This window comes from Viridibacillus arvi, from assembly GCF_001274945.1.
GTDB lineage: Bacteria > Bacillota > Bacilli > Bacillales_A > Planococcaceae > Viridibacillus > Viridibacillus arvi.
This window is the reverse complement of sequence record NZ_LILB01000005.1, coordinates 170,654-192,763: the sequence shown is the minus strand read 5'-3', so window position 1 is coordinate 192,763 and position 22,110 is coordinate 170,654. Positions and strand designations below refer to the sequence as shown.

The 22,110-nt window shown below is 33.3% G+C and carries 20 protein-coding genes, 1 pseudogene and 1 riboswitch; of the genes and pseudogenes, 11 read left to right on the top strand and 10 right to left on the bottom strand.

Annotated elements, in window-relative coordinates:
• Positions 1–189: 189 nt before the first annotated feature.
• Entirely contained in the window at positions 190–552 is a 363-nt protein-coding gene (locus tag AMD00_RS10295) for a potassium channel family protein (protein ID WP_053416990.1), read from the bottom strand.
• A 319-nt stretch (positions 553–871) separates the two neighbouring features.
• Between AMD00_RS10295 and AMD00_RS10290 the strand changes: the two genes are divergently transcribed.
• Positions 872–1,714, top strand: a complete 843-nt coding sequence (locus AMD00_RS10290; protein WP_245639548.1) for a CAP domain-containing protein — start codon at positions 872–874, stop codon at positions 1,712–1,714.
• A 138-nt stretch (positions 1,715–1,852) separates the two neighbouring features.
• A pseudogene (locus AMD00_RS10285) lies at positions 1,853–2,642 on the top strand (ABC transporter ATP-binding protein).
• A 69-nt stretch (positions 2,643–2,711) separates the two neighbouring features.
• Here the strand turns inward: AMD00_RS10285 and AMD00_RS10280 are convergent.
• Positions 2,712–2,894 (bottom strand): DUF4083 family protein, encoded by a 183-nt coding sequence (locus AMD00_RS10280; RefSeq protein WP_053416988.1) that lies wholly within the window; start codon positions 2,892–2,894, stop codon positions 2,712–2,714.
• A gap of 244 nt (positions 2,895–3,138) precedes the next feature.
• A riboswitch (cobalamin riboswitch) is annotated at positions 3,139–3,316 on the top strand.
• A gap of 221 nt (positions 3,317–3,537) precedes the next feature.
• Here AMD00_RS10280 and AMD00_RS10275 point away from each other — a divergent pair.
• Both AMD00_RS10275 and AMD00_RS10270 read left to right on the top strand, forming a co-directional pair.
• The gene (locus AMD00_RS10275) at positions 3,538–5,346 is read left to right on the top strand and encodes an Ig-like domain-containing protein (RefSeq protein WP_053416987.1); all 1,809 of its coding nucleotides are present in this window, start codon (positions 3,538–3,540) and stop codon (positions 5,344–5,346) included.
• A gap of 458 nt (positions 5,347–5,804) precedes the next feature.
• On the top strand, positions 5,805–6,662 hold the full coding sequence (locus AMD00_RS10270; RefSeq protein WP_053416986.1) for a patatin-like phospholipase family protein: 858 nt from the start codon (positions 5,805–5,807) through the stop codon (positions 6,660–6,662).
• Positions 6,663–6,796: 134 nt separating this feature from the next.
• Here AMD00_RS10270 and AMD00_RS10265 read toward each other — a convergent pair whose 3' ends face one another.
• Together AMD00_RS10265 and AMD00_RS10260 are read right to left on the bottom strand one after the other, a co-directional pair.
• Positions 6,797–7,888, bottom strand: a complete 1,092-nt coding sequence (locus tag AMD00_RS10265; protein ID WP_053416985.1) for a DNA alkylation repair protein — start codon at positions 7,886–7,888, stop codon at positions 6,797–6,799.
• A gap of 132 nt (positions 7,889–8,020) precedes the next feature.
• A complete protein-coding gene (locus AMD00_RS10260; protein WP_053416984.1) occupies positions 8,021–9,439 on the bottom strand; it encodes a GGDEF domain-containing protein in 1,419 nt (472 codons plus the stop codon).
• 243 nt (positions 9,440–9,682) lie between these two features.
• Between AMD00_RS10260 and AMD00_RS10255 the strand changes: the two genes are divergently transcribed.
• The 3 genes from AMD00_RS10255 to AMD00_RS10250 all read left to right on the top strand — a co-directional run bounded on the left by AMD00_RS10255 (position 9,683) and on the right by AMD00_RS10250 (position 12,572).
• A complete protein-coding gene (locus AMD00_RS10255; RefSeq protein WP_053416983.1) occupies positions 9,683–11,665 on the top strand; it encodes a site-specific DNA-methyltransferase in 1,983 nt (660 codons plus the stop codon).
• Between the two features lie 73 nt (positions 11,666–11,738).
• On the top strand, positions 11,739–11,894 hold the full coding sequence (locus AMD00_RS23535) for a hypothetical protein (RefSeq protein WP_169786346.1): 156 nt from the start codon (positions 11,739–11,741) through the stop codon (positions 11,892–11,894).
• A gap of 195 nt (positions 11,895–12,089) precedes the next feature.
• The gene (locus AMD00_RS10250; protein ID WP_053416982.1) at positions 12,090–12,572 is read left to right on the top strand and encodes a GNAT family N-acetyltransferase; all 483 of its coding nucleotides are present in this window, start codon (positions 12,090–12,092) and stop codon (positions 12,570–12,572) included.
• 144 nt (positions 12,573–12,716) lie between these two features.
• Here AMD00_RS10250 and AMD00_RS10245 read toward each other — a convergent pair whose 3' ends face one another.
• The 3 genes from AMD00_RS10245 to AMD00_RS10235 all read right to left on the bottom strand — a co-directional run bounded on the left by AMD00_RS10245 (position 12,717) and on the right by AMD00_RS10235 (position 15,066).
• Positions 12,717–13,445, bottom strand: coding sequence for an amino acid ABC transporter ATP-binding protein (locus AMD00_RS10245; protein WP_053416981.1), 729 nt, complete (start codon positions 13,443–13,445; stop codon positions 12,717–12,719).
• Positions 13,446–13,460: 15 nt separating this feature from the next.
• A complete protein-coding gene (locus tag AMD00_RS10240) occupies positions 13,461–14,123 on the bottom strand; it encodes an amino acid ABC transporter permease (RefSeq protein ID WP_053416980.1) in 663 nt (220 codons plus the stop codon).
• Between the two features lie 109 nt (positions 14,124–14,232).
• Positions 14,233–15,066: a transporter substrate-binding domain-containing protein gene (locus AMD00_RS10235; RefSeq protein ID WP_083446204.1), complete on the bottom strand. Its 834-nt coding sequence runs from the start codon at positions 15,064–15,066 to the stop codon at positions 14,233–14,235.
• Positions 15,067–15,301: 235 nt separating this feature from the next.
• On the opposite strand from AMD00_RS10235, the gene AMD00_RS10230 reads away from it, so the two are divergent.
• Positions 15,302–16,036, top strand: a complete 735-nt coding sequence (locus AMD00_RS10230) for an SH3 domain-containing protein (protein WP_053416979.1) — start codon at positions 15,302–15,304, stop codon at positions 16,034–16,036.
• A 53-nt stretch (positions 16,037–16,089) separates the two neighbouring features.
• On the opposite strand, the gene AMD00_RS10225 is transcribed toward AMD00_RS10230, so the two are convergent.
• Positions 16,090–16,584, bottom strand: coding sequence for a DUF1648 domain-containing protein (locus AMD00_RS10225; protein WP_053416978.1), 495 nt, complete (start codon positions 16,582–16,584; stop codon positions 16,090–16,092).
• Between the two features lie 155 nt (positions 16,585–16,739).
• Here AMD00_RS10225 and ade point away from each other — a divergent pair, with 155 nt between their 5' ends.
• The gene (gene ade / locus AMD00_RS10220; RefSeq protein WP_053416977.1) at positions 16,740–18,491 is read left to right on the top strand and encodes an adenine deaminase; all 1,752 of its coding nucleotides are present in this window, start codon (positions 16,740–16,742) and stop codon (positions 18,489–18,491) included.
• A 381-nt stretch (positions 18,492–18,872) separates the two neighbouring features.
• Positions 18,873–19,376 carry a GNAT family N-acetyltransferase gene (locus AMD00_RS10215; protein WP_053416976.1) on the top strand — a complete coding sequence of 168 codons (504 nt, stop codon included), beginning with the start codon at positions 18,873–18,875 and terminating at the stop codon, positions 19,374–19,376.
• A gap of 120 nt (positions 19,377–19,496) precedes the next feature.
• On the opposite strand, the gene AMD00_RS10210 is transcribed toward AMD00_RS10215, so the two are convergent.
• Both AMD00_RS10210 and AMD00_RS10205 read right to left on the bottom strand, forming a co-directional pair.
• Entirely contained in the window at positions 19,497–20,318 is an 822-nt protein-coding gene (locus AMD00_RS10210) for an exonuclease domain-containing protein (RefSeq protein ID WP_053416975.1), read from the bottom strand.
• A gap of 129 nt (positions 20,319–20,447) precedes the next feature.
• The gene (locus tag AMD00_RS10205; protein ID WP_053416974.1) at positions 20,448–20,921 is read right to left on the bottom strand and encodes a low molecular weight protein-tyrosine-phosphatase; all 474 of its coding nucleotides are present in this window, start codon (positions 20,919–20,921) and stop codon (positions 20,448–20,450) included.
• Positions 20,922–21,469: 548 nt separating this feature from the next.
• On the opposite strand from AMD00_RS10205, the gene AMD00_RS10200 reads away from it, so the two are divergent.
• The gene (locus tag AMD00_RS10200) at positions 21,470–22,024 is read left to right on the top strand and encodes a DUF402 domain-containing protein (RefSeq protein WP_053416973.1); all 555 of its coding nucleotides are present in this window, start codon (positions 21,470–21,472) and stop codon (positions 22,022–22,024) included.
• Positions 22,025–22,110 lie beyond the last annotated feature (86 nt).

Here is a 22,110-nt window from a genome sequence, read left to right as displayed (position 1 = left end):
TTTGTATCTACAATTAATTTACATATAGATAAAATTAACTATGTTTATCATAGCTTATATTACATATAGAGTAAATATTTTGATTATTTGAAAGGCGAAATTATGAAAATCTACTTTGTATCGACGAAATTTATAGGGGGAAATGAACAAAAATAAAAAGGTCGTCTTTTAAGACAACCTTAAAACTTATTATAATTTTTTACTTTTTTTAATATCAGTAGTCGAATCATCTGTAGACTTAATCATCGTCTTACCAAGAGTCAGTAATGTTAGAAACATAACTCCTACTCCAACGGCTAAATAAAACATCGTAAACACTTTACCCAGATTTGTAGTTGGTGTGAGTGAAGTATCTACACCATTCGGAATCAGGCTGACAACACAAAAGTATATGGCGTCAAGAATAGACCAACCTTCTACCTTTGTATAAAACATCGTGCCTGACAAAAGGATGAAAAATAATGTAGTAAACAATGAAATAAATAACGGTTGCTTAAAAGCACGGATTAAAGCCTTTAAAAGGCGTTTTGTAGTTAATATAAATGAAATCATAGATTCTCTCTTTCTATTGCAATATGAAACTAGTATATAACAGATAGAGGATAAATGAATAGTTTTAAATAGTAGTTCTATGTATCTGTGAGAGGTGAAAAAACTAATAATATAAAACTATTTTTGGACTTTGAGACCATAAAAAATTGATAATATGATATAGTGAGTACGAATTGTAGTCTATACGATTCTTTTTTTATTTATATGAATAAAACGACTATATTTTAATGTCGAACTCTCCGAATAGATTATTGAGAGTGTTAATTTCATTGAAAATATCGTTTTAAAAATTAGATTTGGAGGAATTAAGGTGAATAAAATGCTGAAAAAACTAAGTGTCATTTTCATGGCGATGATCCTATTAGGTAGTTTAGCAAGTCCTATATATGCTAAAGCAAGTACTTCAAAAACAAAACAGGTGACACTAACTGAAAAAAGTAGGTTGTTTACTAAGCAAGGTGGATATGGAAGAAAATCTACAGTCGCTGCAAAAAAGAAAGTAACGATTATAAAAACAACTAAAGACAAATGGATGCAAACAAAAGATAAAAAGTGGATAAAGAACGGTTTCACTGGTGATTATATCTATCTTTCAAAAAAAACAACAACATATAAAAAAGAAAAAGGATCTAAAAAAGCTACAAAGCTTGCAGCTGGAATTTATAAAGTGAGCGTTGCCAATACAAATGGTTGGATTAAAGTTAAAAAAGGTAGCAAGACATACTGGATTAAATCTGGAAAATTTGTCGACAGTTACATTGATTTAGGAAATAAAAAAATGCAAGATCAAATAGTTACTATTTTAAATAAAGAACGTGCAAAAAAGAATTTGAAGCCTTTAAAACAAGATCCAAAACTAACAAAGCTGGCGATAATTCGTTCATTAGATATGGAGAAAAATCGCTATTTCAGCCATACAAGCCCAACTTATGGAAGCTGGTCTAACCTCCTAAAAGGATCAGGTTATAACACAAATGCTTCAGGAGAGAATATTGCAGCAGGTTATCCAACAGCAACAAGTTTCATGAATGGTTGGATGAATTCTCCTGGCCATAAAGCAAATATTCTATCTCCTAATTATCAAAAAGTTGGAATAGGTATTGTGGTCTCTGGTAAGGGCGCTCAATATCCAACATATGGAACTCAAATTTTTGCTAAATAGCTATAAAACCCCCTCTTGTCCAAGAACATGAGGGGGTTTACTATTTTGACAACTTCTGAACCTTATTCTCCTTTACTATCTATTGTTTTGTGAATATTCAGTTATAATAAAGTGAATATATATAAAGGGGTTTTCGATATGGTATTACATATGAAAGAGGTATGTTTAAAAAGAGAAGGACAATGGATTCTAGAAAATATTAATTGGCAAGTAGAAAAAGGAGAGCATTGGGTACTTTACGGTTTAAATGGCGCTGGCAAACGCTGGCAAATCAGCTTTGCTGAATATGCTCTGTTCATATTATTTTCCGACTAAAGGTAATTTAAAAGTAGTAGGAAGAACATTTGGGAAATCCATTTTAGGTGAAGAACTTAGAAGGAAGATTGGCCTCGTATCATCAGGACTTCAACAAAAATTAAATCCCTATGATAGTGCATATGAAATTATTCTTTCAGGTGCGTTTGCTTCAATTGGTTTATACGAAAAGCCAACACCAGCCATTCGAGAAAAGGCAATCAGCATTTTGAAAAAACTAGGTAGTATTGAATATGCTGATCGTGATTATCAAACTTTATCGCAAGGTGAAAAGCAAAGAATATTGATCGGTCGAGCATTAATGGATGATCCTGAACTACTCATATTAGACGAACCTGCGACAGGGTTTGACTTCATTGCAAGAGAACAATTGTTAGAAACAATTGGTGAAATTGCTGCTTTGGAAAACGGACCAACAATAATATATGTCACACATCACATTGAAGAAATTTTACCGGTTTTTCAGAAAACATTATTATTAAAAAAAGGCCAAGTATTTGCTTCTGGAAGTACAGTGGATATGCTAACAAGTGAAAAACTTTCTTCATTTTTCGATATTCCAGTAGAAGTTATTTGGCAAAATAATCGTCCATTATTATCGAAGCAAAATTAAATTAACCAAAAAACTAGCTGTTGAATCTTTTGTAAGATTCGGCAACTAGTTTTTTATAATGAATAATAATTATTTAGATTGTTTTTCCAATAACATGATAATCCTATCCAATTTTTCATTTAGTTCGGTAGATTCATTCTTTGGTGTTGTATTTATTATGATTCTTCTAATAAATAGCATAAAAGAAATCGTACCTAATAAAATTAAAGCAATGACAACGAATAGTATAATTATATCTCCAAAATTAGCCATCTAGTGCCTCCTTTATCCATTTACACTATTAAAATAGTATTATTTTCTATTTTAACATGTTTAATAGGAGTCATGGGGTTCACATACTGATAGATTCATTGAAAAATACAATTTTGAAATTAAGATAAATACATTCTTCCGTTGTTTTATGTAAGTATTTGATGTGAAATGGATAAAATGTCAAAAATAAATCATTCTTCAATAGATTAATTTTTAATATTATGATAAATTAATAGTAAGTGAATATTGTATGCCGGAATTAGGTGTAGTACATACATAAAAGGGAATTCGGTGAAATACCGAAGCTGTATCCGCAACTGTAAATGTTGATGAAATAAGGAAATACCACTGTTTTATACGGGAAGGTCCTTAAAGTAAATTGAAGCATAAGCCAGGAGACCTATCTAATTCAAAGCGTATATCTACTCTTCGGAATAAAGTGAGATTACGGCAAAACAATCTATATTAGACAATACTGTTGTCCTATATTTCTTTGTATTTATGCTATTTCTCTATGGAGAAATAGCTTTTTTCATTGTTAAGAACTTTTAAATTTCATCAATAAGTGAAAGTTATATAAAGATTAGCATGAAAAAGCCGAATTCCGAATCCAACAAACCTTAATAAAATCGGAGGAATTCAAATGTTGAAACGTTCATTCAGTATGATGTTAGCTTTTGTTATGCTACTTTCATTACTATCGCCGTTTACAGCTCAAGCTGAAAATATTACGGTAGTAAACAATGACAATGCATCTCAAACAACATCACCGCAAGTAATCAAAGAAAAACTAGTGAACTCACTAGAAAAGGCAAAACAATATTATATTACTAACAACCAAACTATTAGTTCTAGGGTAATTAGTTCACACAGTGGCTACTGGTCATTATCCGCAATGTATGCATTAGGTATGGATATTAAAAACTACAAATGGGCAGAGGGCTCAGAAGTTACTAGTGAAAAATCTTATTGGGTGAAACCTAAAACGGCTGCTTCAAGCACTTCAAATGAAGATGCAGGTACTATTATAGGCGCCTATATTCTAGGGTTAGATCCAACCAACCTTGGACAACGCAACATTGTTGAAGATTTACAAAACAAACAAAAAGCTGATGGTAGCTTTTTTACTGCATACGGTGAATCTTGGGCATCAATAGCGCTAGGATTAGCAAATGCAAACTATGATAAAGCCAAACATTTAGAAGTGATTTTAAAGAAACAAAATAATTCAGGATTATTCTCTGGATTTGGTTCATCTGATGATTTAGATGTAACAGGTTGGAATTTAACTGCATTAACGTTATTAAATGATGCTGATAAGTCCAATAAAACAATTAACGAGTCAATTAAAAAAGCAGTTGATGGTATTCATGCAAAATATCAAAAAGATGGTTTTGTAGATAATACAAACTCAATGGCAAGTATTATTATGGGACTAGCTACAGCTGGAGAAGATTTAACAGCTGACAAATGGAGCTATGAAAAAAACGGTAAAAAAGTTAACATCCTTGAAAAAATGATTGATGATTATCAATTAGAAGACGGTTCATTTAAATGGATGATCAAAGACACTAAAACCAACTTAATGGCTACTGAACAAGTAATCATTGCGTTAGCAGACGCATTGAATGGAAATTCAACATTTGCAAGATTAGCAGCTGGGGAAATACCGGATACGAATCCACCAGTGGAAAATCCAGATACTGAGGGCCCAACTGAACTTACAGTGGGAACAATTTCAAACAAAACAACTTCCGTAACAGGAACAACAGAAGCAAATGCAACAGTCTCAATATACAATGGAACTAAACTACTTGCATCAACAAAAGCTAACAGTAAAGGAACTTTCACGTTAAAGATTCCAGCACAAAAGGCAAATGTGAATTTAGTAGTAAAGACTGCAGACGAAGCTGGCAATGCTGGAGTAACAAAAACAATAACTGTATTAGATAAAATTGGACCAACAAAACTTACAGTAGGAACAATTTCAAACAAAACAACTTCTGTAAAAGGGACTACAGAAGCTAGAGCAACCGTTTCTATTTATAAAGGCTCTAAACTACTTACATCAACAAAAGCAAGTAGCAAAGGTAACTATGCGCTTAAGATTACAAAACAAAAAGCAAACGTAAAATTAGTCGTAAAAACTAAAGATACAGTAGGTAATAAAGGCGTATCAAAAACAATTATTGTAAAAGATAAAATTGCACCGAAAAAACCAACAGTATCTAAAATCACATCGAAAACTACAAAAGTAAAAGGTAAAACTGAAGCAAAAGCAACAATTACAATCTACAATAGTAAACACAAAAAAATTGGCTCAGCTAAAGCAAGTAGCAAAGGCAATTTCAGTGTGAAAATAAAAAAACAAAAAGCAAATACTAAACTATCAATTTACGCAAAAGATGAAGCAGGAAATAAAAGTAGCAAACTTAGCGTGAAAGTGAAGTAATGGTCATGTAAAAAAGGGCAGTCCAAAAAGTCGGTGAAAACTGGGCTATGAGGGCTACCCTTTTTCTTTTTATTTGGATTTGTCTGAGTTGATTATTGTTTTGAAGAAGCTTAAATTACCTAAATACAAAGGGTTTTGGAAATATTTACAGAATAGTTCTCTTAGTGCAAAACCTAAAAGGAGCTGATTATTTGATTACCATTTTAGAAAACATTAAGGATTTAGCCTTTTTATTAATATTCAAATATGTTGTGCTATCGAATGCGATGATTTCACAATAGGGAAGAGTTGACCGGGGAATTAGTTACATTTCTATTATTCTATCTGCATAATAATAAGCCTAATTTACAGCTGATTAGTCCAATTACATCAAGAAGAGTTTGAATCCAACCTCGTTTAATTTTAAGTGGAAGTGATATGATAAAATAATAATAGAAATATAGTGAAAGAGTGATTCAATGCAGGTCAATGTGAAGGATACAAGTTTAGTGCTTGAGGGTGGAACATTCCGTACGTTATTTACGTCAGGCGTACTCGATGCTTTTTTAGATGAAGAGATTATGATGCCACATGTTGTCGGTATATCGGCAGGGGCTATTAATGCCTGTTCGTATGTGTCAGAGCAAAAAGAGCGTTCACTTCGCGTCCTTGTTAATTATCGTCATGACAAACGCTATATAGGCATTCGTAATTTTTGGCGAGAAAGAAGTTTATTTGGATTAAACTTTGCTTACAATATAATTCCAAATGAGCTAGATAAATTTGACTGGGATAGATTCCAACAATTCGAGGGAACAGTAAAATTTGGTGTAACAAATGCGTATACAGGGGCTATAGAATATATGGACGCACTTGATATGGATAAGGAGTGTACGTTATTGCGCGCAACTTGTGCGATTCCAGTATTGTTCCCAGAGATTAAAATAAATGGTATTCCATACTATGATGGGGGATTAGCAGATCCAATTCCTATTCAGCATTTAGTAGACGAAGGTTTTGGAAAGCATGTGCTTGTGTTAACCCGACCAAAAGGATATCGAAAAGTAATAGATCGTCAAAGTAAATTAGTCATGAAGCTCCTTCGTAAACGATACCCCAATTTAGTAAAAAGCATGGAACAACGTGTGGAGCATTATAATGCCTCGCTCGATTATTGTGAACGCTTGGAAAAAGAGGGAAGAGCCTTTATTTTCAGGCCAGATGCACCGTTAAATAGTTTCGAAAAAGATTTAACTCAGATGCGAGCAAATTATGATATGGGCTATAAGAAAGCCGCAAAACAAATGGATGAATTAAAAGCTTTTTTAAATATATAAATGAGCAAAAAACAGATTCTCAGTTACGAGAATCTGTTTTTTATTAGTAAGAAGTATTAATTAATAGCCTAAAGTATAGTTGGCTGCGCCTCTAAATAATTAACTATGAGCATATGAAAGTATTGAAAATAATCCTAGTTTTTTTCTTCCGTCAATACAAACTCAATTCCAGTCATTTCTACACCATTAATAAAAATTGCTATTCTATGTTCACCTGGATAATGTTTTCTAGTAGATAACTGTTTAAAGGAATGACTTCTAGTATAAGTATATTCACCAGGTAGATACGTATTTTCTGTTATCTTAAAAAGCTTTCTACGAGTTATACCATTTGCTTTCATAAAATCAATGCCATACTCAATCCTAAGTTTTGCTGCATCTGTAGTGGGATTAGTAAACGTAAACTTAAATGTTAATGCTTCCCCAATAGCTAATAGATCTGTTGAAAGGTCAAATTCTTTTAATTCAACAATAGGATTGTTATGGAATCCGAATAATGCGAGTGTAGTTGGGTCTGCTTGTCTAAGAAGTGTTCTACAAGCATGTTTGATAATCCAATCTGTTTTAGGGTTATGACCTATCCAATTCTTACCTAAAGAGTTCACTAATTCTGGATGATCCTTTGTTATATCATTTAAATTATTTGCCACACTTTTCCGGACATATTCACTATCATCTTCCTTTAATAACTCTAAAATAGGAATAATAGGTGTAGGGTCTTTTTTAAACATCTTCAAAGCAGGCCCCCACGGAAGGCGCGGTCGACATCCTTCACTCGCTAATCTACGCACATGCTCATTTTCATCTTTAGCCCATTCTTCCATAATGGACATCATTTTCTTCGGATCTTTTTCAATAAATGGACGTACAGCAAATTCGGAGCTGGATGTTAGTGTAAAGAGTTTTAATGCTTCAATTGAAGTTTCCCAATCCGATAAACCATAAGCTTCTATAAAATCAGGGAAAAATAAGTACTCAAAACCTTTGCATTCAGGAACAAGTCGACTTAAGACAGTGATAGCATCTGGATAAGTTGGGGGTAAGGTAGCCCTTAATGTATGAGTAATATGTCGTGTTCGTTGTTTTAACTCGCGTTGTTCCCATTCTTCATCAAATAAAAGTGTCATGAATTGCTGTTCGTTAAATGATGGATAGACGCTTTTTACTTTCTTACAAAATTGATCGAAAAACGCTTTATTATAAACATCTTTTCGTAGTTCTGCCATAATTTTTTTTACTCCTTTAAAAAAGATAATACGTTCAATAAAAAATAAACTTCTGACCCATTACTGAATTAGAAGTTTAAGTATACCTTATTTTGAAAAGTGGTATGAAGTAGTGATGCCTTTAATAATAGCTCACTCGTACTGTCTAATCTGATTTCGTCCATTTTCTTTTGCGTTATATAATGCGATATCAGCGTTTTTGAAGATTTCATGGAAAGAATTAACCTCGCCTTTAAGGTTGGTTGCCATGCCCATACTAACTGTAAATGTAAGTATAGAGTCTTCTATAGGAATCTTCATGGCAGCTAATGTATGATTAAGAGTATTTGCAAATTCCATTACCTCAGTGGATGTTAGGTGACGGAGTAAAATGACAAATTCATCACCACCAAAACGAGCTGCGAACGTTGTTTCTAGATTGGATAATTCTTTGCAAGTGTTTGCGACTAGCTTAATGACATCATCGCCAATTAAATGGCCATATTGATCATTTATTGATTTGAATTTATCGATATCAAATACTAAACAAGTAACATTCGATTTTTCATTTGCTGCTTCTAATAACCACTTTTTTGCTACGTTTTCTAAATGATAGCGATTATAAATATTCGTTAAACCATCTAAGTTGGAGCGTTCTTGAATAGCTGCCACACGATGTTGAATTTCAAGCTGAAGGGTTGTTTTATAAATAGCGGCTCGTTTTAATTCATGTAAAATATCAACGTATTCTTTGTAATAATAATAACCGTCTTCAAAGTGATTTAACCGTTCACAAAGCTCTATTAACAGTGAGATAATTCTAATTTTAGCGGCTAAATTTCCTGCCTTTGACGTTAGTTCTTTGCAAGTAGTTGCGGCTTTGTAACTTACTTCGAATTGCCCTTTTAAATAATAAAACTCTCCGACATATTGATAATAAAGGATTTGCCACTTGATTGAATTAGAATCGTCTAAACAAGCTGATAATGTGCTTAAATACTTGGTAGCATCATTTACTAGATTTAGTTTTAACGATGCCTCAACAAGGTTACATAATGCTTGGAACGTAAGCTGGGGAATATCGGCATGTTTTGATAATGCTAAATCCAACCCTTGCAAAGCATATTCATGTGCCTCGTTATATTTTTGCTCCGCAATCGCTACCTTGCTTAAATTACAAAAACAATTGCTCATCATATCAGTAGCATATAGCTTTTTTGCTAAATCCATATTTAATATTATTGTTTCCCGTGCCTTTTCCCAGTTTTCATTATATTCATAAAGAAAAAATAGAAGAAGATAAAGGTTTTCTTTCTCCTGATCACTCAGATCCTCTTTGTTTTGTTGACAGTACTCATCGTATAAAAAGGTATAGTGGAATGCATTTTTTAAATCAGCTAATGCATGGTATGAAATTGCAAGGTACATATAGCCATAACGAATACTAATCCGATCTTGTTGTAACATAGCTTTTTCAACAAGCTCATGCCCAAATTTAATAGTCTCTACGAGTTTGCCGGATAGGTAAGTAGCGTGAGTTGTATTTTTTAATTCTTCAATTGTTAAAAGCATTTACACAACCACCTTTATATTAATTCATTAGAAAAATAGAACAAAGGTCAGGGGAAAAAGTACTTAAGAACTATTTTAACCTATATCTTTAAAAAATGTCAGCTGGTAAACGGAAATTGTAACAAATAGGAAAAAACATATGTGAGCTATGATTGAATAGTTAATATAACAATGGGAATATACTGTCAAATGGAGAGTTCTTGTAATCGCAATAGTTGTACATACATAAAGGAGTGCATTTATATGGATAAACTAGATGGCCAATCTTTTCATAATGTACAGGACAATATTGAAAAAATGAAAGAGCTTTTTCCGGAAATTTGTATAGAAAACAAAATAGATTTTGCAAAGCTTCAATTGTTATTAGGTGAACAGATAGAAACTGAAAAAGAACGGTTTGATTTTACATGGAATGGTAAAACTGAGGCGATTCAATTAGCCCAAAAGCAAACGACAGGAACTTTAAGACCTGATATCGCAGGGAGTTTAGATTGGGAAACAACAAAAAACCTTTATATTGAAGGTGATAACTTAGAAGTATTGCGATTACTTCAAACTAGCTATCATAATCGGGTAAAGCTTATCTATATTGATCCGCCATACAATACTGGAAATAATTTTGTTTATAAAGATAACTTCCGTGACCAGATGAAAAACTATAAAGAACATACGAATGGAAGTTTAGAATCGAATGCAGTGACTAGTGGAAGAGTTCATACAGAATGGTTAAATATGATGTATCCGAGGTTGAAAATTGCCCGTAACTTATTGTCTGATGAAGGGGTGATCTTTATCTCCATCGATGATAATGAAGTGGATAATTTAAAACGAATTTGCAATGAAATATTTGGGGAGGAGAATTTTGTCACGACCATCGTTGTCAAAATGTCTGAACCAACAGGTGTAAAAATGACGCATGTTAAAAGAAAAATTCCTAAATTAAAGGAATATGTACTTTGCTATAAAAAAAGAAACGCTACATTTGAAAAAATTAGAATCCCTAAAAGTACATGGGATAATGAATATAAAACAATTCTCACAAATATTAGTAAAAAAGAAATAGAAGAATTAAAAGCTATTCGTGATAATGAAGATAGAACAATAGAAGACATTAAAAGAAGTGATGTCATTTTAGCAAACATACAAATGGTCCCCGTTTCTGAATTTGCTAAAAAGAACAATATTGAAAAAAGAGATCTTGAAGGATTCTTATTTACTAATGCTTGGAGAATTATTAGAACCGTTTCAGTGGCGGCTAGTGTTAAAACTATTGCTGATGAAAAGAGAAAAACAAATCACAATCAAGCATTTGTAATGACTACACCAAACAACAAGCTGTATTTTATAAACAATCACTATAATACAGCTGTAGAGTCACCACGTATTAAAATACTTTTTGCTGATGATTATTTAACCGTACATCCTTGTGATTTTTGGGCAGATATTAAAACAACCGGTTTAGATAAAGAGGGATTCGTAGATTATCGAAACGGTAAAAAACCTTTAAAATTAATTAAAAGAATTTTGAGTATGGTCGCTTTAAAAGACGATGATATAGTGATGGATTTTTTCTCTGGCTCAGGGACGTTTGGTGAAGCGACTGTTCGATATAATATTGAAAGTAATTTATCCCTTCGTTATATACTTGTGCAAATTAATGAAAACCTTGAACAATTACAAGAGAAATTATCAAGTGAAGCTAAAAAAGAAACTAAAAAACTTATAGATTATTTAAAGAGTGTTGGAAGAAAGCCGTTATTATCAGAACTTGGTAAAGAGCGGTTGGTATGTATGAAGAGGGAGATACAACATTCCACTCACCATGATTTAGGTTTTAAAAATTTCAAACTCGATACGACGAATTTAAAAATGTGGGAAGAGTACCTATCAAATGTAGAACCGATGCCTATAAATTTAACTAAACCTTTGAAACAAGGAAGAAGTGAAGAGGACGTATTATTTGAATTGCTTCTCAAGCAAGGAATAGATATAGTACTACCAATTGAACGATTCATATTAGGGGGATGTACCGTTTTTTCAGTCAATGGAGGTACAGTATTCATCTGTCTTGAAAAGGTCCTATCACTAGACCAAATTAATATTTTAGCAAGCAAAAAACCTAGCCGTATGGTATTTTACGAAGATTGTTTTCATAATGAAGCAATACGCAACAAGGCACAGCAAATATTAAAGCGAAATGGTGTAGAAGAAGTTCTAGTAATATAGCTAGGTATTAATCTGAAACTAACAATCCTCTTTATCCGTATAAATAGTAATTAAAAAAGAAAGTCGGGATAAAATGGATAATCAGTATGTAGTCGGTTGGGGTACTCTTATGCTCATAAATGCGGGTATTGCGCAAGGGAAGAATCGCTCAGGATTCAACTGGTTTCTACTATCTTTATTTTTGGGTCCAATAGCTACACTTGCATTAGTACTTGTGGATAAAAAATAAATGAAATGAATAGGTTACTTGTTTAACATGTTGCAGATTTTTCTAGAAAGTACACCACAATACTAGTTGTGGTGTATTTTTTTATTGTCTAAAAATCATTGTTATATTCATCAATAAATATGAAACCGAAATATTGAAACTATTCTATGTGTTAAAATAATAAAAGTTAAAATTAGAAAATAGGAGGATACATAGGTGAGTGAATTAGTTATAAAGACTATTAAAGAAAGTGATTATCCAGCAGTAATTAAATACTGTTTACCTGAAGAGCAAGCAATTTATACTTCGTTACCAATTGATGTTATCGAGGAATTTAAGAAGGATCAATACAATCAGCCATTTATTGTAGTTTATGAGGGGAAATTAGTGGGCTGCTTTGCACTCTATACGAATAAAAGAGGGAATATATATACGAATAATGAAAATAGTATTATTTTTAAATCATTCTCTATTGACTCACGTTTCCAGAGAAAAGGATTTGCTCTAAATGTATTGAAATTATTGCCGACAATAACAAAACAGCACTACCCTGAAAAGAATGAGATTATTTTAACAGTTCATCATACAAATATAGCAGCAATTAATTTATACATAAAAGCTGGATTTAAAGAACAAGAATCAAGATTTGAAGGTGATTACGGAGAAGAATTAATATTCCATTTTGATTTGGCCGTTTAAAAAAATAAGAAATCTTATATCTAAACTGTATTATAAAAAGGATGGATAAAGGTTTTTTGCTTTATCTATCCTTTTGTATCTTTTAATTTAAAGTACAAGATTATTTGGTGTATCGATACTTTAAAAGAAGTTTTTATTTCGTTATTAGTGATTTAAAACTTTTGATAAAAATGTCTTTGCACGTTCAGATTCAGGAGCAGTGAAAAACTTTTCAGGTGAATTAACTTCAACAATTTTTCCTTCAGCCATAAAAACAATTTTGTCGCATATTTCGCGAGCAAATCCCATTTCATGTGTCACAACAATCATCGTCATTCCTTCCTTAGCAAGCTTCCGAATGGCATCCAATACTTCTTTTACCATCTCAGGGTCTAGTGCAGAAGTAGGCTCATCGAAAAGCATGATTTGTGGATCCATTGCCAAAGCTCGTGCAATGGCCACACGTTGTTGTTGTCCACCTGAAAGATGAGAGGGGTGGACGTGTATTTTGTCAGCTAAGCCAAGGGAACTAAGTAACTCAGTACCCATTTTTTCTGCTTCAGATTTTGTCATTCCTTTTACTTTAATAGGAGCTATTGTGACATTTTCAAGCGCTGTTAAAAATGGGTATAAATTAAAGCTTTGAAATACGAAACCGATATTTGTACGGGCTTTATTGATATCCGTTTTTTTATCATGAATCGAAGTCCCATCTACTATAATTGCCCCACTATCAATTTCTTCAAGAGCATTGATCACTCGGATGAGCGTGGATTTTCCTGCACCACTTGGTCCGATTAATGCAATCACATTTGATTTTTCTACCTCTAAGTTAATATCTGCTAAAACTTGATTGTTGCCAAAGCTTTTATTGACACTGTTAATAGAAATCATGCAATCAGTCCTTTCTTAATACTCGCTTTTTAACCAATGTTTTTCAAACTGTCGTATGATTAGAGATAATGTAAATGTCATTGCAAAATATAACAGAGCAACGAATGTCCATATTTCAATATAACGATAAGAGATAGCGGCTAGATTTGTCGCTTTTAATGTTAAGTCTACAGCTGAAATGGTTGAAACGAGAGATGAGTCTTTTATAAGAATGATGAATTGCGATGCCATAGGAGGTAATGTTTTTCTAAAAGCTTGAGGCAATATAATTAAACGCATAGCTTGAAAATTGGACATGCCTGATGAACGTGCAGCTTCCATTTGTCCTTTTGGAACAGATTGAATTCCCCCACGAACAATTTCTGCTATAAATGAACCTGAGAAAATAGCGAGAGAAACAATAGATCCCCAAAAAGCCCCAAGCTTTAAAAACTGACCAAGAACGAGATGAATCCAAATCAATATAACGAGCAGGGGAACACCACGCATAACTTCTACATAGACGGAAGAAATAAAACGAATGATAGGATTTTTCGATATCCGACCAACTCCGAAAAGAATCCCAATAGGAATAGCAAATAGTAAAGATAGTGCTGAAATCTCGAGCGTCAAATACATCCCTTTAAAAAAGATATCGAGATTATTTGTAATAACACTCCAATCAGGTTGATATCTCATAGTGTAGGAACTCCTCCATTGATATGACTTATATAAGAGCATTAAAATGATTGAAGACCTTATACGTACAAAGATAAAATAAGATCTTCAAAGTATCAGACTTAACCGGTCATTCTGCCTCTATTTTTGTATTAATATCTCCGTACCAATCATCACTTTCAAACCAGTAAGAACGTGAAGCTAACTCCTGTGGTCCACCTAAATAACTATAGAGGAATGAATTTAGCCATTGGACTGTTACTAAATCATTATGAGCTACGGCAATCCCTAAATTTTCAGCCGAAATATTCTCATCTAAAATATGAGATTTCCCATTCTGCTTTTGCCAAATTCGTACTGAAGACTCGTCATAGATTACGGCATCTAACTGACCTGATAACATCGCTAAAGCTGCAGCCGGCATTTCTCTGTAATCTTTGAATTCTGCATTTTTGAAGTTTGCTTTAGCAAAAATTTGACCAGTGGTCCCAATAATAGTTGCAATTTTCTTTCCTTTTTTATCGAGCTCTTTCCAAGACTTTGTTGTCTTATCTGTATCAGGTAATAACATAACTTGCTTTGTTTGATAATATGGATTCGGGAAACTAACAGACAATGCACGGGGGCCAGTAATTGTCATACCTGAAACGATCATATCAATTTCACCAACTTGCAAGGCAGCTATTAATCCATCAAATGAATATTCTTTAAATTCTACTTTTACATCTAACGCCTTCCCAATTGCTTTCGCGGTATCGATATCATAGCCGACAAACTCGTCTTTCAAATTGACCATTTCAAAAGGTGCATATCCTGTAGCCGTACCAACAACCAATTTTCCAGCCTTCTTTACACGATCAATTGTGGACTCACCTGCATTCCCAGCCTTATCACTGTCACCCCCCCCACATGCTGTTAAGATCATACTCGTTATCAATAGCAATATTATTAAACTTTTTTTCATCCTTTCTCCTCCTTTCAATTAAATAAGTGAAACTATTAAATCTTTAAAATCAATATATGGAGAGCAAGGTAGTAAATATACCAATTAAAATAGTGAATTTAATAGTTAGTTGAAAATTCTGTTTATTTAAGGTTTAAAAAAATGATTAAATTGGATATTTTCGGGTACTTAGTTTTATATAATGGATTGTATAGAATTAATAGGTTTTTGATCTGAATAGGAGGAGAGTTCCAAAATGAAGCGATCTAGATATATTTTGGCTATTGTGATTTTAATCAGTAGTGTAAGTTTCATTAACCTACCGAAGATAGAAGCAAAAACGAGTTTCACGACACAATATGTACAAGCAGATGTATTAAACGTTCGTATGAAAGCTACAACAAATTCAAAAAAGTTGGGTCATTTAAAGAAAAATGAGACAGTGAAAGTGATTAGCACCTCAAAAGGTTGGTCAAAAATTCAATATAAAAAAGGAACAGCATATGTTTCTGCCACTTATCTAAACTCTAAAAAAGCTTTGCAAAAAGTGACGGGGAATTTGCTACCTAAAATAGGGAAGTATACTTACAAAAATTACGAAGAAGACATATATTATGGTAATAGTACCGAATCCTATGTAAAAGTAAAAGGCGGTGTTAAAGCAAAGTCTAAAAATGGATTGGATACGTCGTATTTGGAAAATAGTAAGTACTTCACATATCTATCTCCAACCGGGCATACAAGTTTTCGACTGAACTACCCATTAACAAAGGGTAAGAAATGGAAAAATGAGCAAGATGAAGTGCAAATCCAAGATATAAATATGTCAGTTAAAACTGCAGCGGGTTCTTTTAATGAAGTTGTCAAAGTTCGAATAGATCACAAAATCTATGATACGTATTCCCATTACTACATTGCTCCAGGGAAAGGGATTGTCTTGTGGAAACTAAACGGTAAGAAAAAATTCCAATTGGAGAAGTATACAAAGTGAAGAAAATACAAAAAATCTCAAGCCAAATTTGTATGGCTTGAGCTTTTAATCTATTATCTGAGCTTGAAAAATCGTACGACAAAGAAAATGATCGTACCGAATAGGATAGCAAGGAAAAGTGGCATCTCATAGACTCCAAGAAAACTTTCACCACCACGGGCTACATGCACATCAGTCCACATATTAAAGGCGAAAAACAATAGAATTTCATTTTTTACAAAATTTAATAGTAACATAGAATTCTTATAAAGCCTTTCTGTATTGTCAGCTGTTAATGTACTATAGTTATGCAAATGTGGTTTTTGCTCTAGTACATGACAGAATAACCATAATACTACTCCTATAATTGGTGGTAAAAAGAACATCCATCTCGGGCCCCAGTCATCTGGTACACCCAATGCATTATAATGTGTTGGAACTTCAGAAGGTAGATTAGACCATTGTGTAATTCCATAAATAATTGCTACTACAAATATTCCGATAGCCAAAATATCAAATGTCGTTCTCACAGCAGAACGGGGAATAACTAACTTAGGTTGATTGAACATGTGATAACCCCCTTTATTTGTTTACGAACGAAGAAAGAGAAAGTTTCATAATAATTACTAAAATACTCCATTTTTAACATTAGTAATTATTGTTGCAAGTATATTTATGGTATAAATATAAAAAGGTTACTACAGAACAATTAGGAGGTATCTTGATGAATCCCCAAATAACTAGTAGGCAACGCAGAATTTTATGTTCACAAAAGAAAGTAAAAGCTGATTTTATATTACGAAATGCTCAGGTAGCTGATGTATTCAACTTACAATGGAGAATGGCTGATGTTGTTGTCTCAGAAGAATACATTGTGGCAATTGATCCTGATGGTCAATTTGAAGCAGAGCATGAAGAAGATGCGCAAGGAAGATATGTTATTCCAGGCCTTATTGACGGTCATATCCATATTGAATCATCGATGTTAACGCCATCTGAATTTAGCTGTATTTTACTACCACATGGAATTACGACGGTGATTACAGATCCACATGAAATTGCTAACGTCTCTGGGGTAAATGGGATTCAATACATGTTAGATAATGCTAAAAATGCAGCGATGGATATTCATGTAATGCTACCATCGAGTGTCCCTTCAACATCATTTGAAAATTCTGGAGCAGTGTTAGAAGCTAAGAATTTAGCGCCATTCTTAACTCATCCAGATGTACTTGGTTTAGCTGAAGTTATGGATTTTCCAGCCGTATTAGAAGCTAATGAAAAGATGCTTGCAAAAATTGAACAAACTGAATCTACTAAGAGAATTATCGATGGCCATGGTGCGGGATTATCCCCTCAGCAAATACGAGGATATCGTGCCGCTGGTATTCAAACCGATCATGAATGTGTAACGGCAGATGAGGCTAGAAATCGTGTGAAGCAAGGTATGTATGTACTCATTCGTGAAGGTTCTGCAGCCAAAAATCTTCGTGCATTACTACCTGCAGTAACACCGACAAATGCACATCGCTTCTTATTTTGTACAGATGATAAACATCTTGACGAACTCATGCAAGAGGGTAGTATTAATTATGACATTGCACTCGCAATTGAAGAGGGAATGGAACCGCTACAAGCAATCCAATTAGCCACACTTAATGCAGCCAATTGCTATCAACTACTACATAAGGGTGCTTTAGCGGAAGGATTTATTGCAGACTTTATTCTACTCGAAGATCTCAATAGTTGTGAGCCAAAAACTGTATGGAAAAATGGCAAAAAGGTTGCCGAACATGGTCAGATACTACAAAAGAAGCAAAGAGAAAATTATGTTCCAACTGCTATTCTGCAATCTGTTAATATTCCCGCATTGACTGAATCCGATCTGGCGATTCCTTTTATTAAAGGCTCAAAAGCGAATGTTATTGAAATTCAACCAAATCAGATTATGACGACGAAGTTGATAGCTGATGTTACTGTTGAAGATGGTGTTTTCATACCCTCAGTAGAAAATGATATGTTGAAGTTGGCTGTTATTGAACGTCATCATCAACTTGGGAATATTGGTCTTGGTATCACACATGGCTTTGGACTTCGAAAGGGAGCTGTTGCGACTACTGTTGCTCACGATTCTCACAATGCACTTGTGCTAGGAACAAATGACGAGGATATGTTACTTGCTGTTGAAGCATTGCAGAATATGCAAGGAGGCTATGTTGTTGTAGCAGAAGGACAAATATTAAGTGCTCTTCCTTTGCCAGTTGCAGGGCTAATGACAGATCAACCAGCTCCTATTGCCAAAAAACAACTGTACGAATTGCATGAAGCATTATTACAGCTCAACCCAGATTTAGACTTTCATCTATTTCTGACACTATCGTTCATTAGCTTACCTGTAATACCAGACATAAAACTAACAGATACCGGATTATTTGATGTAGTAAATTTCAAACACATTGCTGTTGAAGTAGAGTAGACTATCAAAAAAGCTAGTTTGAATAATAATTTGTTTTATTACATGAGTAGTTGATTGGAACGGAGGTGGCGACTCCTGCGGGAAAAGCGGGACAGTCCAAGACCCTGCAGGAGCGTAGCGACGAAGCGACTTGGCGCCCGCCCGCGGAAAGCGTCCACCGTAGCGGAAATCAACGGTCTTATCTATTGATTATTCAATATGTATTTGGTATTTGTTCAATGTGTCAAATGATTTAAGTTTGAAAATATTGTAAAGTAATTCTTCCGATGATAGAATAAATAAACAATTATACTGGAGGTTGCTGCCAATAATAAATACCTATTTATAATTTTGCTTATGAGTTTATATAAGTGACGTGAAAATTATGATAGGAGTGGAAGAATGGTTGAATTAAATACAGAAAGACTAAAACTAATCCCATTAAATCCAGAAAACTTGAAATTACTAATTGATAATCAAAAAGAAATGGAAAGAAGTTTATCTTTAAATGAATCAAATGAATTCTTGAATGAAGAGCTTAAACTAGCTCTGAAATTCAGGCTATCAAAAGTAATGGAGAATCAGCAAGATTATATATGGTGCACCAATTGGCTAATTATATCGAGAGATAAAAACTGTACAGTTGGTGGTATCATGTTAAAAGGTCGCCCAAATGAAGATGGTGAAGTAATTATTGGTTATTACACTCTTCCTCAATATCAGGGAAAAGGCTATATGACTGAAGCCGTTAATAATATTAAAAGTTGGTTGTTAAATCAGCCTGATGTTAGGTTTGTTATAGCAGATACTGATAAAACCAATATTGCATCACACAGGGTGTTAGAAAAATCAGGAGCAGAAATCTATAAAGAAACGGAAGACCTCTACTTCTGGAGGTTTTTCTAAAATTTATTGCAAAATCAAGAAGCTAAGAGCCAGCATTTTTATGCTGGCTCTTTTATATTGGGAAATAACAGATATTACGTTCGTTAGATTAAATTTGTTCAGTAGTGCTTATTCCAAACTCTATTTCAATTTTTCAATAAAAAGTTCTTCATGCATAAGTTGAATCGAGTGTCCTGTAGCAATAAGATGTTCAGCTTTCTGAAATTTACTACTTTTATGACCGGACTCTGAGTGTTCAATACTATTACGACTAATGACTAAATAATTGGTCTGTTTAGATACTATATTGCTAAATATACCGCCAGCTTGCCGTAATTTTTGTGCAGCAGAGGAACGAGTCATACCTTGTAAGCCACCTGTAAAGACAACCGTTTTTCCTTTGAAAAAAGGCGCATTCATACTTAAAGTTACATTTTGACTATTTTCGAAAGTAGAATTAAATAATCTATTTATTTGTTGAATATTTTTCATTTTACTAATTGTAAGTACAATGCTAGCAATCAAGTCAGCATTCTCCATAGATAATGGGATTGATAAATTAGATGCAACAGAGGTTAATTTATAATTTGATAGATTTGGGAATGCTTTTTGTGCTAACTCGAATGAACATCCGTATCGACAATAAGGGGAAAGTTGTTGAATACTCTCGCATGATTCTTGAATGACATTTTCATCATATTTGACATAATGCGCAACAACAAATTGATTGTTTAACCAACGACATAATGTTGGATAGAATTCTTTAAAGGTCGGCGCATGTTGTACCATTTCCGCTGTTAAGCCATGTTGATGTGTATGATATTCATCAAATGGTTGTTCTGGATTGATATATGTATATAGGGTGTCTTGTATTTCTCCATTCACCACTTTTACTAATCCGATCGAACAAATACTGTCGCGCCATTGGTTGGCAGTTTCTATATCAATGGCTACAAAATCCATATGTGGTCCTCCTAAGTTGAAAAAAATATAAATCTATTATAACAATTAATTTTGAAAGATTGGTTGTTCTTTATTTCTCAATTGTTATAAAAATGAAATCCCGCCAAATGATATATTGGCGGGATTTTCTTATGAATTAGTTAAATTGTGTTCACTACGAATTTTTTCAAGTAATGCGTGGCAACCGTCAGTAACAAGGTCATATGTCTCCTGGAAGTCTCCAGTGAAATATGGATCAGGGACATCTTTTTTATGATCAGTTAAATCGAGTAGACGTATGATTTTCGGATGATTAGGTTGGCCTGTCATTTCGTAAATATTCATGATATTACTATTATCCATACCTACTATATATTCAAATTGCTCGAAATCTTCTTTTTTCAATTGACGACCAGCCATACCAGCAGAAGAAATATTGTTTTTCTCCAAAATAGCAAGCGTACCTTCATGGGGGCGTTCTCCAATATGCCATGATCCAGTAGCCGCAGAATCAACTGTCACTTTGTCATCTAAGTTTTCTTTCTTTAATAAGTCACGGAATAATGCTTCGGCCATCGGTGAGCGACAAATGTTCCCAAGGCAGACAAATAAAACGTTAATCATAACTATATCTCCTATACAAAAGAATATTTTTGATACTTCGATAACTAATGAGCTTATATTATCAATTTTACGACGATTATAGTTTGAAGACAAGTTTATAGTTTATTTATAGTTAAAAAGGTGAAAAATGTTCATAGAATACTAATGGTTCAATAGAACTGCTTCAGTGGTGTGTCTAAGAGATATTTTATGATATCATAAAAATGTTGAAGGGAAAGTTAAAAAATCCAAATGAAATGTAGTAAATCAATTGAAAATAAATTCCAAAGTTAATTAAAAAACAGCACAGATTCATTTGTTTTTTAGAAGTTATTATAAAAGGGGTAGTAATTATGCTTCAATCGATTTTATTGAATCTATCGGTTGGTTTTGCCGAATTGAAAAAAAGATAGAACTATATAAGAAGCGGTGAAACGAGCAGATCAAAACTTGTATATCGCAATGGAAAAAGAGAGAGATCAGATCGAAGTAACAGAGATCCATGTTAAGCGAAGTTCGATGACTATAGGTGTGGAATAGAGTATTTAATGAGAGGGGAAACTTAAGTTATGACCAATTTAAGAATACCAACAATTCAACGTGGGGATAAAATAATAGAAAGAAAAATACGGTATGACTCCACAGTTGTAGAGTATAGTTGTATGCTGTTAAAAGCACAAAATCAAAATTTCGTACTTTTTCATGAAATATTGGATTCCTTTACGATGATAGCAAATCAACAAACAAAGTTAACTATATCTAAAGGTAGTTATACAATTGCGTATTACTGGAAGGATCGTCCATATAATTTATATATCTGGAGAGATAATAAGGGAAATTATATAGGTTCCTATTTTAATATCGTAAAAAACACATATATGATTGATAATTTGGTATCGTTTGAGGACTTGATAATTGATATTTTGGTCCTTCCGAATGGAGATTACTTTATTTTAGACGAAGATGAGTTACCTAAGCCGTTAGATCAATTTGAGGATGGTTTTGTCCAACAAACCATAAATTCATTAACGGATTCCCTTGATATTCTCCTTGCTCAAATTATTTCAGAAACTGAGAATCACTATAAACATGAAGAACTCCTTCTTTGGTTGAACAACAGATAATATTAGCTGATTATTTTTAAAATCCACAAACTAACGTGTAAATTAATAAAATGCTGTTTCTATTTGTTCATTAATAGGAGTCCCTG

Coding starts and splice junctions, on each gene's coding strand:
- AMD00_RS10295 (WP_053416990.1), bottom strand. CDS start 552: ATGATTTCATTTATATTAACTACAAAACGCCTTTTAAAGGCTTTAATC.
- AMD00_RS10290 (WP_245639548.1), top strand. CDS start 872: ATGCTGAAAAAACTAAGTGTCATTTTCATGGCGATGATCCTATTAGGT.
- AMD00_RS10280 (WP_053416988.1), bottom strand. CDS start 2,894: ATGGCTAATTTTGGAGATATAATTATACTATTCGTTGTCATTGCTTTA.
- AMD00_RS10275 (WP_053416987.1), top strand. CDS start 3,538: ATGTTGAAACGTTCATTCAGTATGATGTTAGCTTTTGTTATGCTACTT.
- AMD00_RS10270 (WP_053416986.1), top strand. CDS start 5,805: ATGCAGGTCAATGTGAAGGATACAAGTTTAGTGCTTGAGGGTGGAACA.
- AMD00_RS10265 (WP_053416985.1), bottom strand. CDS start 7,888: ATGGCAGAACTACGAAAAGATGTTTATAATAAAGCGTTTTTCGATCAA.
- AMD00_RS10260 (WP_053416984.1), bottom strand. CDS start 9,439: ATGCTTTTAACAATTGAAGAATTAAAAAATACAACTCACGCTACTTAC.
- AMD00_RS10255 (WP_053416983.1), top strand. CDS start 9,683: ATGGATAAACTAGATGGCCAATCTTTTCATAATGTACAGGACAATATT.
- AMD00_RS23535 (WP_169786346.1), top strand. CDS start 11,739: ATGGATAATCAGTATGTAGTCGGTTGGGGTACTCTTATGCTCATAAAT.
- AMD00_RS10245 (WP_053416981.1), bottom strand. CDS start 13,445: ATGATTTCTATTAACAGTGTCAATAAAAGCTTTGGCAACAATCAAGTT.
- AMD00_RS10240 (WP_053416980.1), bottom strand. CDS start 14,123: ATGAGATATCAACCTGATTGGAGTGTTATTACAAATAATCTCGATATC.
- AMD00_RS10235 (WP_083446204.1), bottom strand. CDS start 15,066: ATGAAAAAAAGTTTAATAATATTGCTATTGATAACGAGTATGATCTTA.
- AMD00_RS10230 (WP_053416979.1), top strand. CDS start 15,302: ATGAAGCGATCTAGATATATTTTGGCTATTGTGATTTTAATCAGTAGT.
- AMD00_RS10225 (WP_053416978.1), bottom strand. CDS start 16,584: ATGTTCAATCAACCTAAGTTAGTTATTCCCCGTTCTGCTGTGAGAACG.
- ade (WP_053416977.1), top strand. CDS start 16,740: ATGAATCCCCAAATAACTAGTAGGCAACGCAGAATTTTATGTTCACAA.
- AMD00_RS10215 (WP_053416976.1), top strand. CDS start 18,873: ATGGTTGAATTAAATACAGAAAGACTAAAACTAATCCCATTAAATCCA.
- AMD00_RS10210 (WP_053416975.1), bottom strand. CDS start 20,318: ATGGATTTTGTAGCCATTGATATAGAAACTGCCAACCAATGGCGCGAC.
- AMD00_RS10205 (WP_053416974.1), bottom strand. CDS start 20,921: ATGATTAACGTTTTATTTGTCTGCCTTGGGAACATTTGTCGCTCACCG.
- AMD00_RS10200 (WP_053416973.1), top strand. CDS start 21,470: ATGACCAATTTAAGAATACCAACAATTCAACGTGGGGATAAAATAATA.